The organism is Candidatus Phytoplasma citri (genome assembly GCF_002009625.1).
Taxonomy (GTDB): domain Bacteria; phylum Bacillota_I; class Bacilli_A; order Acholeplasmatales; family Acholeplasmataceae; genus Phytoplasma; species Phytoplasma citri.
This window is the reverse complement of record NZ_MWKN01000041.1, coordinates 1-15,999: the sequence shown is the minus strand read 5'-3', so window position 1 is coordinate 15,999 and position 15,999 is coordinate 1. Positions and strand designations below refer to the sequence as shown.

Sequence of the window (15,999 nt, the reverse complement as noted above, 5' to 3'; positions counted from 1 at the left end):
TTGACTAATTTGCTTTCGTCGCAACCCGCTTTTATGGTCTGCTGTAATCTGACATTCTTTCGTTTGTCAGTCCGACCATCTCCTTTCAGGGTTTATCAGCTCTGGCTATTGATTAGATAGCATGAAATTTAGGCATCTTTAGCGCCCCGATATAACTAAAGCTTTTTTAATTATTTTTTCTTCTAAAAAGTATTTCAATATAAAAGAGAACATAATTGTTTTACCAGAACCCGTAGGAGCAATAAACAAAGATGTATTTTTGTGTTTTAAAATTTTAATTATTTTATCAACAAGTTGTTTTTGCCTTGGACGTAATAACATTTTAATTCAAACATCTCCTTTTAATTGATTAACCATTTATATTTGTTACTATATTTATTTTCAAAGAATAATATAAATATATAATTAAATATAACTTTTAATATATTTTTTAATATATTGAAGATGAGTAAACGAATTACTTGATAAATATAACCTTCTTCGTATTATACAAAAATTTTGTAAATTAACAAAATAAAAATATTAGTCTTTAAAACATTTTTAATTTATTTTTTGGAAATTAATATTATTAAATTTACTAAATTTTTTAGTTAACAAACAGGTATCATTATAGGAACACCTCAATCAGTCCTGGCATTGGTTAGATAGCAGGAAATTTAGTTCTCTTTAGCGCCCCCTTTTGAAAGAAGGACGTTCTTTAATGTAATTGGTGAGTGGTGAGGCGGAGGAATTATTTTTGTTTTTTGAAACGTGTTTTAAACTATTTTTAAAAAAATATTTTTATTTTCATTAAGAAATGGAGGAATCTATTTTATGAAATAAAAAAATATATCTTAGGATCCTTATTTTGATAATAATCAATAATGTTTTTTTTAAACTGTATTATATTTTCAATATTTAAATCGTCTATATCTTTTATTATTTGTTGTATGTCAATTTTGATTTTATTATATTCAAATACTATTTCATAATTTCCATTATCTTTGTTATCTAAAATATTTAAACATATCTCTTTTAATTTATTTTTATGATAATTTAATTTTTGTTCCTGTTTTATAGGATGCCAGTATTCATTAACTTCTTCTTTATACATATCTATGGTATTACACCCGCAACAAACAGCTGCGCAAACTTTAACAAAAAGTAATACTGTTTTAATATATGAATTCATTATATTTTAATTTCATCCTTTTTATCCTTTTTTAATTAAAAAATTATATTATTATGTATTCCTTGATCTATATTAATTTTTGTTAAAGATTCTAATAGTTATATTAATTAGTTTGATAAGGAATTTGTGTTTTGTTTTATTATATTTAAATAATTTTGTAATTTTTTAATTGAATCATTTGATTGTATTTGTTGAATTTATACTAATATTAGGAGAATTTGATTTTTATCTTCTTTATCACCATTTAAAATAATCTATTTGGTTATATTTTTAATATCATTATTAATTAAATTTGGATATTTTTGTTTTGAATTTTCAACAAAATCTATTATTTATTTTTCTATAAATTTAATCGTATTCATTTTTTGTGAAATTGATGTATTTTCATAATGACCCATAAAATGATTAAAATTTTTATTAAAAATATAATAAAAAACTTTAAACATTTATTAAAAAAATATCAAACATTAAAAATTTATCCTTATTTTTTTTATAAAATTTTTACATAGAATAAATAATGATTAAGAATTATTTTTTGTACTGGATAAAAACATAATTGCTTATTGTATTATTATAAATATATTTAATAAAAAAGCAATTTTTAATTTAACCTTGATTAAGTTATCTGATTGTTTAATGGATAATTTTGTAAATAATTAAGCGGATTTTGATAATTAAGTTTTTTTCATTAACCATTTTTGATTATAAAAAAGTTTAAATTCATGAATTTTAAATAGTGATACTAATCTCCATAACGACTTTTAAACCACCCTTTTAAATTACTAAACCAGGATTCGATCGGGGCATCGCACTGCGCCCCAAAAGTATTACAACTAAACAATTGCTTAATAATCATTAAGATCAACTTATCAGTTGGTCTTTTTATTTTTTAAAAAGAATAAAAAGTGAAACTTCAGCTTTTCTAAAAATATTTTAGGAATTAAATGTTAAGGAAAAAATTATTATTAGCGAGTTTTAATTAAAAAAGATTTATATCAAAAAGGGATTTTTTGATTAATCAAAGCCTTAGATAATTACGAAGATTTAGGTTATGACTTTATTGCTTAATCTATACCAATCATTAAATTAGAAATTAGAGAACTAATCAAAAAAATTCATTCAACCTCAATCCTCCAAAAAAAATATTAACGTTAGTTAAAACAAGTTAATCATGAAAATTTTTTTAAAAAAATAAAAATAATATTAAGTAAAACCAAATTTAAAATTATTCATTTAAGTTTTAGTATTCCTTTAGAAAATATCAACGAAGCAAACTGTTCCGTTTTTTAAAAAATTTTCTAAAGAAAAATGTTTAATTTCTAACTAAAATTATTTTTTTCATTTTTTTGACGATTTTTTCACTTTTTTTACTTAAATATATAGTGAGAAGATAAAATATAAAAGAATATCTTTTGACACAAAGAATTATAAAAAATGTTTAAACACTTTTTTAAATGAAAATAATATTTATTAAATTTGAAAAGATAAGAAATTATCAACTTATTTTTTAGTCTTAAAGCACAATTTTAAATAAAAATTATTTAAAAATATGGAATAGTTCAATCATTCCTAATTTCAAAACATAAATAATCTATCTGTATCTATTCTATTATTAATACATGTATATTTATTTTTATAATTATTAAAAGTAAAATAAAAAATAATTTTAGTGAAAAATATTTTTAAAAATTTAGATAATTTTTATTTATTTAAATAAAATCAACTAAGGAAGTTGATTTTAATAATTATGAATAGATCATTAAATTCGTCATCAACTTTTTATAGTTTATTTGTTTTGATATAGTTATATAAAAAAATTTTTATTTTTTTTATCTATTATATTTTATTATATATTTTTATTTTTTACTTTGATCTTTTTTGATAATGCCTGCATGATAACCTATAAGTACAAAAAGAATTCCACCTAATCCAACTAAAAAAGATAAAATTAAAGGAAAAATAATGCTTTTATTATTAAGTCCACAAAAATAACCCCATTTATAAAAAAAGTAGAATAATAAAATTGTTAATAGCATAAATACACATATAAAAAATAATGTGATATTTGTAAATTGTATTTCAAGATTTTCCATGATTTTCTTTCCTTATTTATTAATTTTACAAATTCAAATAAAAAATTTATTATTGAATATTATCAATAAAAAAATATATTTTTTATTCTAATAAATATTTTATATTTTATTTTCATTTTTGTGATAAATTATATTTTTATAATAATTTATTGTTGTTTTCTAAATTATTTATAGCTTATGTTATCGGTATTATTTGACATATTAATTTTTTTAGTTTAAAATATATCCGGATATTTCACTATATATAAATTTTCTAATTTATAGTTAAAGTTAAAAAATTTTTGGTTTTTTTATTTATTAATGTTTTTATAAAATATATTTATTTAATTCACGAATTTTAAACATTTTTAAAGATAAAAATATATCAATAAAATACTATAAATATTATTAATTTTTTCAAATTTAAAAAAATTTATAAAAAAAAGAGGTGTATAAATGCCATCTGAAAATATTAATTTACATAAAGTTAAAGAGTTTAAAAAAGGCTTTCAGGATTTTATTAATAAAGGTAACATTGTTCAATTAGCAGTTGCTTTTATATTAGGACAATTATTTACTAAAGTAGTTAGTTCTTTAGCTACTGACATAATTATGCCTCCTATTAATTATCTTTTTAGTGATACAGGTTCTTCTTTGCAAACTTTAAATTGGCAATTAAAAAATAATATTTATTTGAATTATGGTATTTTTTTACAAAATGTTTTTGATTTTTTATCTGTTTCATTTATTTTGTATTTAATTGTTTTATATTTTTCTAAATATTTTAGTAAAAAAAATCAAAATGAAAATAAAATTTCTATCGAACATGAACAAGTTAAAATTTTAAAAGAAATTAAAGATATTTTAATTAATCAAAATAAATAATCAAATTTTTTTTATTAATATAATTATTTGAATTTTTTGTAATTCATTTCGAGAGTGCTTTTTTGTTTTAGAATAAAAAAGCACTCTTTTATTTTTATTATTTTTTTATATAAAATATTTTTAACTTGGAGAGGTTTTTTTATTCAAAATAAAATTTTATTAATATAATATTTTAAAATAATTTTATTATTTTGTAAGATTAATAATTTTAAGAAGATTTAATAAATCGGAAATAAAACAACTATTCATTATTTTTAAAATATATTTTTTTGTAATGAAATTAAATAACTAATAAATAATTAATCAAAAATATATTTTTTTTAGCAGTTTTGTTATAATTAATAGGATAAAACTTATAATTATCAATTTATAACTATAATTAAAATTGTAAATTTCAATTTACTATTGCATACAAATACACTATTATAAAAATTTTATTTCTAAATAAATATTTAGGAATAAATTATTAATTAAATCTATAATATTAAAAAAAGGATTATAATCTAATGATATTAAAATGTGTAAAAACAATATTAGGATTTTTTAAACAATTTCATAATCCTTCTAAAAGATATTTGAAGAAAGTTAAAAAAGTTGCTGATAAAATTGATCGATTAAGTAATCTTATGTCTCAATTAAAAGATGAAGATTTTCCTAAAGAAACTCTTAAATTAAGACAAAAATTAAAAGATGGCATGTCTTTAGATAGTATCTTGGTTGAAGCTTTTGCTTTGGCACGTGAAGCTTCTACTAGAGTAGCCAAAATAACACCCTATTATGTTCAATTATTGGGAGCTATCGTTTTACATAAGGGAAATATTGCAGAAATGAAGACTGGAGAAGGCAAAACTTTAACAGCTGTTATGCCAGCATATTTAAATGCTTTAGGAGGCGAGAGTGTTCATATTGTAACTGTTAATGAATATCTAGCACGTCGTGAAGCGGAAGGCGTTATAGGGGATATTTTTCGTTTTTTGGGTTTAAGTGTAGGTTTAAATCTTAAAAATAAAACTATTCGAGAAAAAAAAATAGCTTATAATTGTGATATTTTATATTCTACTAATAGTGAAATCGGATTTGATTATTTAAAAGATAATATGGAAAGCGATATTAATAATGTTTTAATGACTCGTGAATATGGTTATGTAATTATTGATGAAGTTGATTCTATTTTAATTGACGAAGCTAGAACTCCTTTAATTATTTCTAATAATACACGACCTGGTATTAAATTTTATAGAGATGCTGATCGTTTCGCTAAATCCTTAAAATCTGAACATTATTTAATCGATTTAGAATCCAAAACTATTGAATTGACTGAAGAAGGTATTCGTAAAGCAGAATTATTTTTTAAAATTAATAATTTATATAGTAATAAAAATTCTTTTTTATTACATTTCATAAAAAACGCTTTAAAAGCTTGTTTTATTATGGAAAAAGACAAAGATTATTTAGTACAAAATGATAACATTGTAATTATTGATCCATTTACAGGTCGCGCTTTGATTGGTCGACAATTTAGTGATGGTTTGCATCAAGCTTTAGAAGCGAAAGAAAATTGTCTTATTAAAGCAGAAACTGAAACATCTGCTATGATTACATATCAAAATTTATTTCGAAATTATAAATTGATATCCGGTATGACTGGAACAGCTAAAACCGAAGAAAAAGAATTTATTAGTATATACAATATGAAAGTTATTCAAATACCTACTAATAAAAAAATGATTCGCGAAGATGCTCCTGATGTAGTTTTTTTAACTTTAAAAGAAAAATGGAAAGCTTTAATAGAAGAAATTAAAATAAGACATTCAAAAAAACAACCAATTTTAATAGGCACCGTCAGTGTCGAAATATCAGAGCAAATTTCCAAATATTTAAAAAAAAATAAAATATCTCATGAAGTTTTAAATGCTAAAAATCATTTAAAAGAATCTGAAATAATAGCTAAAGCGGGTTATAAAGGCGCTGTTACTATAGCAACGAACATGGCCGGGAGAGGAACAGATATTTGTTTAGCGGAAGGTGTTGCGGAATTAGGTGGTTTAGCTGTTTTAGGAACAGAAAGACATGAAGTGCGAAGAATTGATAATCAATTACGTGGACGTTCAGGTAGACAAGGAGATCCTGGTTATACTAAATTTTTTGTTTCTGCAGAAGATGATTTAATAAAACGTTTTGGTTCTAATAAAGTTAGTAAATTAGTTAATTTGTTGCAATATAGTAATCAACAAAAAAATAATGCAGTATCTTCTCGTTTTTTAACTAATTTATTTACCAATATACAAAAAAAAATAGAATCTTCTAATTTTGAATATCGCAAATTTGTTTTAAAATTCGATTCTGTTTTACAGTTGCAAAGAGATATTATTTACAAACAACGTAAAGAAATTTTAGCTTCTGAAAAAATTGAAGAAGTTTTGTGGAATATTATTATTAAAACTTTGAAACATGAAGTTAAAAATTTTATTAATTCAACGCAACAAAGCAAATATAAAAAATTAGATCAAAAAAGTATTATAAAAGAATTAATTAATTATTTTGAAATTAAGCTTTTTCCTATAAATACTTTCAAAGAAGTAGATTTCCAAGTAAATAATCAAAAAGATTTATCTTATTCGAAAATAGAATCTATTATTTTGAAGAAAGCTCATCATCTTTTGGACATACAAAAAAAACAATTTGCTAAATCCGATATGCAACAATATTTAAATATTATTAGACTAATTATATTAAAAAATATTGATGTTAAATTTCAACGTCATATAAATGATATGGACTTATTAAGAAGAAGTATTAATTTTTTAAGTTATGGACAACAAAATACTTTAATTGTTTATCAACAAGAAGGTCAAAAATTTTTTAATCGTATGATCGAAAATATTTCTCAAGATATTACCAAAATTTTTTTAAAATCAAATTTTTTCGAAGATTTGTTACATGATGTAAATTTTATTGAATCATCGCAATCAAATGATAAAAATAAAATAAAGAATAAAAAATATATTAAAAAACCTTGGGATTAATTAAAAAAATATAATTTCCGGAGGGGATAATTTTTTATAATGGAAAAATATGAATTTCATCAAATTTTAAATAATTTAAAATCTACTTTATTCAATCTAGAACAAAAAATAGATGTCCCGAATTTGTTAGAAAAAGTAAAATCTTGTAAATTATTGATGTCAAAACCGAGTTTTTGGGATAATCCTCAAGAAGCTGCTCATGTTACTCGGAAATTTAGTCAGTTACAAAATAAAATTAATCATTTTACTAATTTACAAAAACAACATCAAGCTTTAACTTTATTATCATCAAGCGACGAAATAAATGATCAACAAAATTTCACTTGGTTAATTTTAGAATTGAAAAAATTACAACAAGATATTAAAAGTCTAGAAATTGAAGTTTTATTAAACAAAACTTATGACGAAAATAATGCTATTTTAATGTTACATTCCGGTGCTGGTGGTTTGGAATCTCAAGATTGGTGTGAAATTCTTTTTAGGATGTACAAAAAATATGCTCAAAAAAAACAATTTCAATTGGAAATTTTAAATTTGCAGACAGGCGAAGAAGCTGGTATTAAATCTGTTAGTTGTTTAATTAAAGGTATTTATGCTTATGGATATTTTAAATCTGAAAGAGGTATACATCGTTTAGTTCGTAAATCACCTTTTGATGCTAATTTTAAAAGACATACATCTTTTGCTTCTTGTGAAATTCTGCCGGAAATTAACGAAGAAATTACTGTTGATATTCAAGAACAAGATTTAAGAATAGATGTTTTTCGTAGTAGTGGAGCTGGAGGTCAACATGTAAATACTACTGATTCTGCGGTTCGTATTACACATTTACCTACTGGTATTGTAGTGAATTGCCAAAACGAAAGAAGTCAAATTCGTAATAAAGAAAAAGCTTTACAAATTTTGAAAACTAAATTGTTTCAATTAGCTTTGCAAAAGCAAAAAGAAAAAGAAGATAATTTGAAATCAGATCAAAAAGAAATTGGTTGGGGATCGCAAATTAGAAGTTATATTTTCCATCCCTATCAAAAAGTTAAAGATCATCGTACTAATTATGAAAGTTCTCAAATAATTGATATTATGAATGGCGAATTAGATGATTTTATTAATGCTTTTTTAAGGAGTGATAATTAATTAATTTTAATTAAAAATCTTTTTCTGAAAAAGGATCAAAATATGAATAAAAAACCAAAATTTTATCACAATAATATTAATACATGGTTAATACTTATTTTAAATGATATTATTTTAGCAATAACTATGTTTGTATTTACTTTGGGTAGTAAATTAAATATAGGCGGAACTGATGGATTAGCTTTAACAAGTGCTCGTTTATGTAATTTATTTACAAATAATTCTTATTTTATTTCTGATAAAATAATGATTTATTTTATGTTTTTTTATAATATTTTAGCCATAATTATGGGATATAAAATATTTGGTAAAAAATTTATATTAAAAAGTGCTATTTTAGCTGTTATTTTGATGATAGCAATGTCTTGTCTTCCTTATATATTAGGTGAATCGACAGTTTTTTTGACTAATTTGTTAGTGTGGAATAATGAATATTGGAGATTATTTATTGCCTCTATATTAGGCGGATTATTAATAGGTTTTACTCAAGCTAACATTAGAAAATTAGGATTCACTACCGGAGGTATGGATGTTTTTCAACAATTTTTAAAAGATGTTTGCGGAATGAATTTTAAAATTTCTTTATTTATTACTGATGGTATTTTAATCTTTTTATCTTCTATTTTGGAAAGTTTTGATCAAATAAATCTTTTTAACATGTTTTCAGAAATTATGATAAGAATTATATTATCACTATTATCTATTTATATTATTGGTTGGATTATGGATAAAAAAGTTAAATTTAATTTGGTTGAAAATAATAATAATTTAAATTATTAATATTAGAATAAATGAATAATATGAATTATTTTATTAGAAAGGTTGATTACTGAAAATAACTTAATGTACAAGAATGGATTTTTAAAAATTGAATTAACAAACCCTAATTTAACTTTTGGAAAATTTGATGAAAATAATGATATTATTTTAAAGGTGTTAGATAAAAGTAAAGCTGATTTTGTAGTTTTCCCGGAATTATGTTTAAGCAGTTATACAGCTGGTGATTTTTTTTTTGAAAATGATTTTAATAATAATATTTTAAAATCTTTAAACTATATTATTCAAAAAAACTCTTTCAAAGGCGTTTATATTTTAGGAATGCCATTAATTTGGCAAGATATGATTTTTAATGTAGCCATCGTTATACAACAACAAAGAATTTTGGGAATTATTCCGAAATATACTATTCCGAATTATGAAGAATTTCGAGAAAAAAGATGGTTTACTTCTGGTCATGTAATAACAGAAATGCAAGAAATTACTTTATTAGATCAAAAAATTCCTTTTGGAAATATTTTATTTGTGAATCAAATTTTTAATATTTGTTTTGGAGTAGAAATTTGTCAAGATTTATGGACTATTAATTCTCCTAGTGATTTATTGATAAAAAAAGGAGCACATTTCATTTTTAATTTATCTGCTTCTACAGAACATTTAGGTAAAGCAAAATTACGTCGTATGGCAGTTATTAATCATTCTCGTAAGCAAATTGGGGGTTATTTTTATGTTAGTAATGGTATGAAAAGCGAAATGTCTAATGATGTTATATTTTCTAATCATAAAATAGCTGCTCTTTTAGGAAATTTAATAGGAGAAAAAGATATTTTCAATTCAGAAACAAGTTTAATTGTAGATATTTGTATAGATTTTATTAAACATCAACGTTTAATAGATACTACTTATGCAGATCAAATTTTAGAATCTAAAAAAATAATAATTGCAAAATCTTATTTCGATTTAAATGAAGATAAAGATTTTATTTTTGAAAAAAAATGGAGTATCAAACCTTTTGTAAGTGAATCTGAATTAAATGAACAGTTACTTTTATCCAATCATTTGCAATGTTTATTTTTATGTAATAAATTATCTTTGTATCCGAATAGCAAATTTTTTTTATCTATAAGTTCTAATTTAAATGATTTAATTAATTTATTAGTAGTAATTCAAAGTTTTAAATTAAATAATAAAAAATTTAATGATTTAAATATTTTTATAAAGGATTCCGATGTTTTGTTTATTGATTTGATAAAAGATTTTTTGCAAAAAATAGGAATTAATAATTATCAAAAATATTCATCTTTATTATTGCATTGTAATGATTTATCGGATAATAATAAAAATATGAATATAGTTAATCATAATTGGAATTTTATTGATTTGAAAGAAATTAATATTTTTTTAGAAAATCATAATTTATCTGATATTAGTTTAGGAAGATTCACAAAAAATTTATATAATTTTGATGTGAATTTTAATCTTAATATCGGATTATCAGACACTTTAATAGCAGAATTAGTTTTATTTCATTTAAATCAAGAAATATTTTCGCAATTCCCCGATTTAAAATCTTTTTATCAAAAAAAAGCTACCTTACAATCTAATAACGATAATATTATCAAAAAAGATTTTATTTTGTTTTATTATTTAAAATATAGTTTAACTTTAGAAAAAATTGCTTTTTTATTAGCCAAAACATTTGATATTAATATAGAAGATAGCTTAGATTTAACTTATCGCACTTTAAAAATTTTTTACCAAAGTCAAAATCAAAGAAATTATATATCTTCAGGTCCCAAAATTTTTGAAAATAGTTTATTAGAACGAGCAGAAACTAATTTAATATCTGAATTTAATTTCAAATTTTTAACTTTATTTTCGAGCAAACACAAAAAATAGTATCATGAAGAAAAAAGTTATTATTGGTTTATCTGGTGGTGTCGATAGTAGTGTGTCTGCCTTTCTTTTAAAAAAACAAGGATACGAAGTTGAAGGCGTTTTTATGCGTAATTGGGATAGTAGTTTAAATTATGATATTCAAGGAAATCCTTTTCTTAAAAAAACCATTTGCCCTCAAATACAGGATTTTCAAGATGCTCAAAAAATTGCCGAACAATTAAATATTAAGTGTCATTTTGTTGATTTTTCCAAAGAATATTGGGATCAAGTTTTTTCTTATGTTTTAGATCTTTTTAATCAAAATTTAACTCCAAACCCTGATGTTTTATGTAATAATTATATTAAATTTTCTATTTTTTCTGATTATGTTAATCGCCTTTTTAAGCCAGATTTTATTGCTATGGGCCATTATGCACGTCTACATATTATCGATAACGATCAAATTTTAAAAAAAGCTAAAGATCAAAACAAAGATCAAAGTTATTTTTTATCTCAATTACAAAAACATCAATTAACTAAAATTTTATTTCCTCTAGGTACATTAACTAAAACGCAAGTAAGAAAAATAGCTTATCAAGAAAATTTAGCGACAGCTCATAAAAAAGATTCAACGGGTATTTGTTTTATCGGAGAGAGAAATTTTTCAGCTTTTTTACAAAATTATTTACCTATTAATAAAGGTTTAATCAAAGATATTAAAGGTAATATTTTATCTCAAAAACATTTAGGAGTTTTTTATTATACCATTGGTCAACGTAAAGGTTTAAATCTAGGTAATACATCTTATAATTTATCTCCTTGGTTTGTGGTTGGCAAGGATTTAGTTACTAATACTCTTTATGTGGATCAAAATTCTGAAAGTATATATTTATATAGTGATTCCGCATTAATTATTAATGTTGTTTGGCGAGATTATAAATATTTTAAATACCCGAATATTATGATTTTAAAATCGAAATTTCGTTATCGACAACCCGAACAAGAAGTAAAAATTTATTGGATTAATAAACAACAATTAAGAATTTTTTTTAAAGAAATTAAAGCAGTAGTACCTGGTCAAATATGTGCTTTTTATTATGAAGATATTTGTTTAGGCGCAGGGATGATTAAAGAAGTTTATTATAAAAATAAAAAACGTCAGTATGTTTAAGGAAAAATGAATAATTCAATTTATTATTGTTTTGGTTTTAAAATATAAAAAAACTTATAATGATTTAATTTTAATTTAATTTTTTTATATATACTGATTGTTCAAAAGGAATATTAAAATTAGTTATGAATATTAAAAAAATTAAAGGTACTAAAGATTTTTTTCAAGAAGAAATGTTAAATTTAAAATTTGTAGAAAATAATTTAAAAAAAATTATGGAGAAATATCATTTTCAAGAAATACGTACCCCTATTTTAGAGTATCGTGATATTTTTTATCATGCTACACCTTATTCTGAAATGGTTAACAAAGAAACTTATCAATTTTTAGATAAAAAAGGTCGAAAGATTGTTTTAAGACCAGAAGGAACTGCTGGTATCGTTCGTAGTTATTTAGAGAATAAGTTTTATAATTTTGATGATATTTATAAATTTTATTATTGTGGTCCTTTTTTTAGATATGAAAGACCTCAATTCGGCCGATATCGTCAATTTCATCAAATAGGTATAGAAATGTTAGGTAATTATCATGATTTATCTGAATTAGAAATTTTTTGTTTAGTTAATGAAATTTTAAATTTTTTTAATTTAACTCAGGCAAAAATTAAAATTAATCATTTGGGTAATACGCAAACGCGTCAAAATTTTATTAAAATTTTTTCTGATTATTTACAAAATTTTTCATCAGATTTATGCTCTTTATGTTTGAAACGTAAACGATTCAATGTTTTAAGGATTTTTGATTGTAAAATTTGCCAAAATAAAATTTTTTTAAAAAAAGCCCCATTAATTTTAAATTTTTTAGATTCATCCCTTAAAAATCAATTTGAAATATTTTTATCATTATTAAAAAAAGAAAATATTAATTTTTATGTTGATCCAACTTTAGTTAGAGGATTAGATTATTATACCGATATAGTTTTTGAAATTGTATTACCGATATCTAATGAAGAATCTTTTGAATTAATTTTAGGTGGTGGTGGTAATTATAATGATTTAATTTATCATTTTGGAAATAAAAAAAAGATTAAAGCTATAGGATTTGCTATCGGCATAGAACGATTAATATTGGCTTTGCAGTATAATAATTTCTGGAAAAATATTAATTTTAAACTATTAGATGTATGTGTTTTATCAGTAGATTATTCAGTTAATTACGAAGCTTTTAGATTAATTCAAAAATTACGTCAAAATAATATTCATGCTGAAATTATTTATAATAATAATGGAATTAATTTAACTAAATGTATCAAAAAAGCTTTAAAATTAAAACCTAATTATCTTATTTTTCTGGGAACTAAAGAATTAAAAGAAAGTTATGTGACAGTTAAAAATACTGCTACCCAAATAATTTATAATGTGAATTTAAATAATATTATTAATTTTTTAAAAAAGGAGTTAACTTTACAATCGTAATGAGTAAATATAGCTATAATAATAATGAAATTAATTTAAAAAATCAAGGCGAACTAGTTTTTTTAAAAGGTTGGATTGCTCGTAAACGCAATTTAAGAAATAAAATATTTTTAATGTTAAGAGATTTTTCAGGATTAATACAATTAGTTATAGAACAAAATCATCCGCAATATTTAGAAATATCTAAAATAACGATAGAAACTGTTATCGAAGTTAAAGGTCTAGTAGTAGAAAGAATTAATAAAAATCCTAATTTAAAAACTGGTGATATCGAAATTGTAATAAGTCAATTATATGTTTTATCAGAAGCGAAACCCTTACCTTTGGTAGTTGAAGATAAAAATATTAGTAATGAAAGTCACAGATTAAAATATCGTTACTTGGATTTAAGAAAAGAAAAACAAAAAAAATATTTGTTACAAAGACATTATATTACTCAAAATATACGTCAAACTTTAATATCTCAGGGTTTTTTCGAATTAGAAACTCCTATATTAGCGAAATCTACACCTGAAGGAGCTTTGGATTATTTAGTACCTTCGCGTTTGTATCCTGAATCTTTTTATGCTTTGCCTCAATCTCCCCAATTGTTTAAACAATTATATATGATTGCTGGATTTGAAAAATATTTTCAAATAGCGCGTTGCTTTCGTGATGAAGATTTGCGATCGGATCGTCAGCCAGAATTCACCCAAGTTGATATAGAAATTTCTTTTTGGTCTCAAGAAGAAATTATGAATTTAGTAGAAAAAATTATGATATGTTTAATTAAAAATTTTAAAAATTATGCAATTGAGAAACCTTTTTTCAAATTAACTTATGATCAAGCTATGAAAAAATATGGTTCCGATAAACCTGATTTAAGATTTGATTTATGTATAGAAAATTTAACAAATTTTTTCAATTTATCTGAAATATCATCAGAAATTATCCATAAATTTGATATTTTAGGTATTAGATTAATTTTATCAGAAAAATCCTTATTAAATAAAAAGACAATTTCAAAATATTGTCATTGGATTAAAAATCAATATCAATTAGATTTGTATTATTTAATTAAAATTGATAATAAAATTCAAGGTAATTTTGTTAATTATTTAAATAAAGAATTAAATTTTTTAAAAAATAATGAATATTGTTTTTGTGTATTCGATTCATCTATGGGAAAATCTTATAACGCTTATGAAGCTTTAGGTTTTTTAAGAAATAAATTAGCGAAAGATTTAAATTTGATTGATGCTCAAAAATTATCTTTATTGTGGATCATAGATTTTCCTTTATTAATTTTTGACGATATAGAAAATAAATATAAAACTATGCATCATCCTTTTACTAAACCAGAAGATTATTTAATTTTGGATCAAAATCCTCATGAGGCAAAAGCATGTGCATATGATTTGGTTTGGAATGGTTATGAGATTGGTGGCGGATCTTTAAGAAATTATCAATATGATTACCAAAAAAAAATATTTCATACATTAGGTTTTTCTGAAGTAGAAATGCATAAACAATTCGGTTTTTTTTTAGAAGCTTTGCAATACGGCACACCTCCTCATGGTGGCGTTGCTTTAGGTTTAGATCGAATTGTTATGTTATTGACTGATACAGATAATATTAAAGATGTTATTGCTTTTCCTAAAACTCAAACAGCACAAGATTTGATGTTGCAGACTCCTGCTACTGTCACTCAAAAGCAATTAAATATTTTAAGTTTATCATTTTTATCTAAGGAAGATAATTGAAGTTTATGTTTTTATTATCATTAGCAATGTCATTAAAAAAAGAATATAAATATATTCTTTCGATCAGCGGTGGTGTTGACTCTATGACTTTATTAGATTATTTATATTCTAGAAAATTTCAAATAATTGTAGTTCATTTTAATCATTTAAAAAGAGAAAGTTCTTATCAGGATAAAGTTTTAGTAAATGAATATTGTCAATCACGTAAAATACCTTTTTATTATTTTGAATTAAATTTGGAAAATAAAAATTTTCAAAATCAAGCTAGTTTAAGTCGAAAATTATATTTGCAAAAAATAGCTGTCCAATATAAAACTCGTTATATTATGACAGCTCATCATTTAAATGAGGGCGCCAAAGAGGCCTAAATTTCATGCTATCTAACCAATAGCCAGGGCTGATAAACCCTGAAAGGAGATGGTCGGTCTAACAAACGAAAGAATGTCAGATTACAGCAGACTATAAAAGCGGGTTGCGACAAAAGCAAATTAGTCAATAAGATACCGCCACCAAATAATTCGATGGAGAAGCCTGAAATGGCCTAAGAAGGAAAATCGATGTAATAATGAGACCTGTTCCGAAAGTTGCTAAAGCGAACAGTCCAGAGTTTACTAATATAAATCATTTGTATTGAGTAGTTTATCAACTAAAGAAAACCTGGAATCAGCCTCGCTAAAGAGGATACTTCCCCTAAAGAATTAAGGTCGAAATTTAGAGTAACTTGGAGA

General features: G+C 22.7%; 12 protein-coding genes and 1 pseudogene. 10 read left to right on the top strand and 3 right to left on the bottom strand.

Going from position 1 to position 15,999, the window contains the following annotated elements; all coding sequences use genetic code 11:
- Nucleotides 1-138: 138 nt before the first annotated feature.
- Complete coding sequence (locus B2G44_RS01370; protein WP_078123063.1) at nucleotides 139-321, bottom strand: DEAD/DEAH box helicase family protein; 183 nt, start codon at nucleotides 319-321, stop codon at nucleotides 139-141.
- 490 nt (nucleotides 322-811) lie between these two features.
- Entirely contained in the window at nucleotides 812-1,171 is a 360-nt protein-coding gene (locus tag B2G44_RS01365) for a hypothetical protein (RefSeq protein ID WP_078123062.1), read from the bottom strand.
- A gap of 969 nt (nucleotides 1,172-2,140) precedes the next feature.
- Here B2G44_RS01365 and B2G44_RS02495 point away from each other — a divergent pair.
- Nucleotides 2,141-2,461, top strand: a pseudogene (locus tag B2G44_RS02495) (sigma-70 family RNA polymerase sigma factor); the annotation flags it as partial.
- Between the two features lie 566 nt (nucleotides 2,462-3,027).
- On the opposite strand, the gene B2G44_RS01355 reads toward B2G44_RS02495, so the two are convergent.
- Nucleotides 3,028-3,264: a hypothetical protein gene (locus tag B2G44_RS01355; RefSeq protein ID WP_078123061.1), complete on the bottom strand. Its 237-nt coding sequence runs from the start codon at nucleotides 3,262-3,264 to the stop codon at nucleotides 3,028-3,030.
- 435 nt (nucleotides 3,265-3,699) lie between these two features.
- Here B2G44_RS01355 and mscL point away from each other — a divergent pair, with 435 nt between their 5' ends.
- The 9 genes from mscL (at nucleotide 3,700) to B2G44_RS01310 (ending at nucleotide 15,639) form a co-directional block, all read left to right on the top strand.
- Nucleotides 3,700-4,128: a large conductance mechanosensitive channel protein MscL gene (gene mscL, locus B2G44_RS01350; RefSeq protein ID WP_078123060.1), complete on the top strand. Its 429-nt coding sequence runs from the start codon at nucleotides 3,700-3,702 to the stop codon at nucleotides 4,126-4,128.
- 530 nt (nucleotides 4,129-4,658) lie between these two features.
- Entirely contained in the window at nucleotides 4,659-7,154 is a 2,496-nt protein-coding gene (gene secA, locus B2G44_RS01345; RefSeq protein WP_078123065.1) for a preprotein translocase subunit SecA, read from the top strand.
- A gap of 39 nt (nucleotides 7,155-7,193) precedes the next feature.
- Nucleotides 7,194-8,288 carry a peptide chain release factor 2 gene (prfB, locus tag B2G44_RS01340; RefSeq protein WP_078123059.1) on the top strand — a complete coding sequence of 365 codons (1,095 nt, stop codon included), beginning with the start codon at nucleotides 7,194-7,196 and terminating at the stop codon, nucleotides 8,286-8,288.
- Nucleotides 8,289-8,330: 42 nt separating this feature from the next.
- Nucleotides 8,331-9,068: a YitT family protein gene (locus B2G44_RS01335; protein ID WP_078123058.1), complete on the top strand. Its 738-nt coding sequence runs from the start codon at nucleotides 8,331-8,333 to the stop codon at nucleotides 9,066-9,068.
- A gap of 63 nt (nucleotides 9,069-9,131) precedes the next feature.
- The gene (locus B2G44_RS01330) at nucleotides 9,132-10,964 is read left to right on the top strand and encodes a nitrilase-related carbon-nitrogen hydrolase (protein WP_143325101.1); all 1,833 of its coding nucleotides are present in this window, start codon (nucleotides 9,132-9,134) and stop codon (nucleotides 10,962-10,964) included.
- Between the two features lie 4 nt (nucleotides 10,965-10,968).
- A complete protein-coding gene (gene mnmA / locus B2G44_RS01325) occupies nucleotides 10,969-12,114 on the top strand; it encodes a tRNA 2-thiouridine(34) synthase MnmA (protein WP_078123057.1) in 1,146 nt (381 codons plus the stop codon).
- Nucleotides 12,115-12,239: 125 nt separating this feature from the next.
- Nucleotides 12,240-13,529, top strand: a complete 1,290-nt coding sequence (gene hisS, locus B2G44_RS01320) for a histidine--tRNA ligase (protein ID WP_078123056.1) — start codon at nucleotides 12,240-12,242, stop codon at nucleotides 13,527-13,529.
- Nucleotides 13,529-15,271, top strand: coding sequence for an aspartate--tRNA ligase (gene aspS, locus B2G44_RS01315; protein WP_078123055.1), 1,743 nt, complete (start codon nucleotides 13,529-13,531; stop codon nucleotides 15,269-15,271). The genes hisS and aspS overlap by 1 nt, the downstream gene beginning before the upstream one ends.
- A 5-nt stretch (nucleotides 15,272-15,276) precedes the next feature.
- Complete coding sequence (locus tag B2G44_RS01310; protein WP_257616361.1) at nucleotides 15,277-15,639, top strand: PP-loop family protein; 363 nt, start codon at nucleotides 15,277-15,279, stop codon at nucleotides 15,637-15,639.
- Nucleotides 15,640-15,999: the final 360 nt, after the last annotated feature.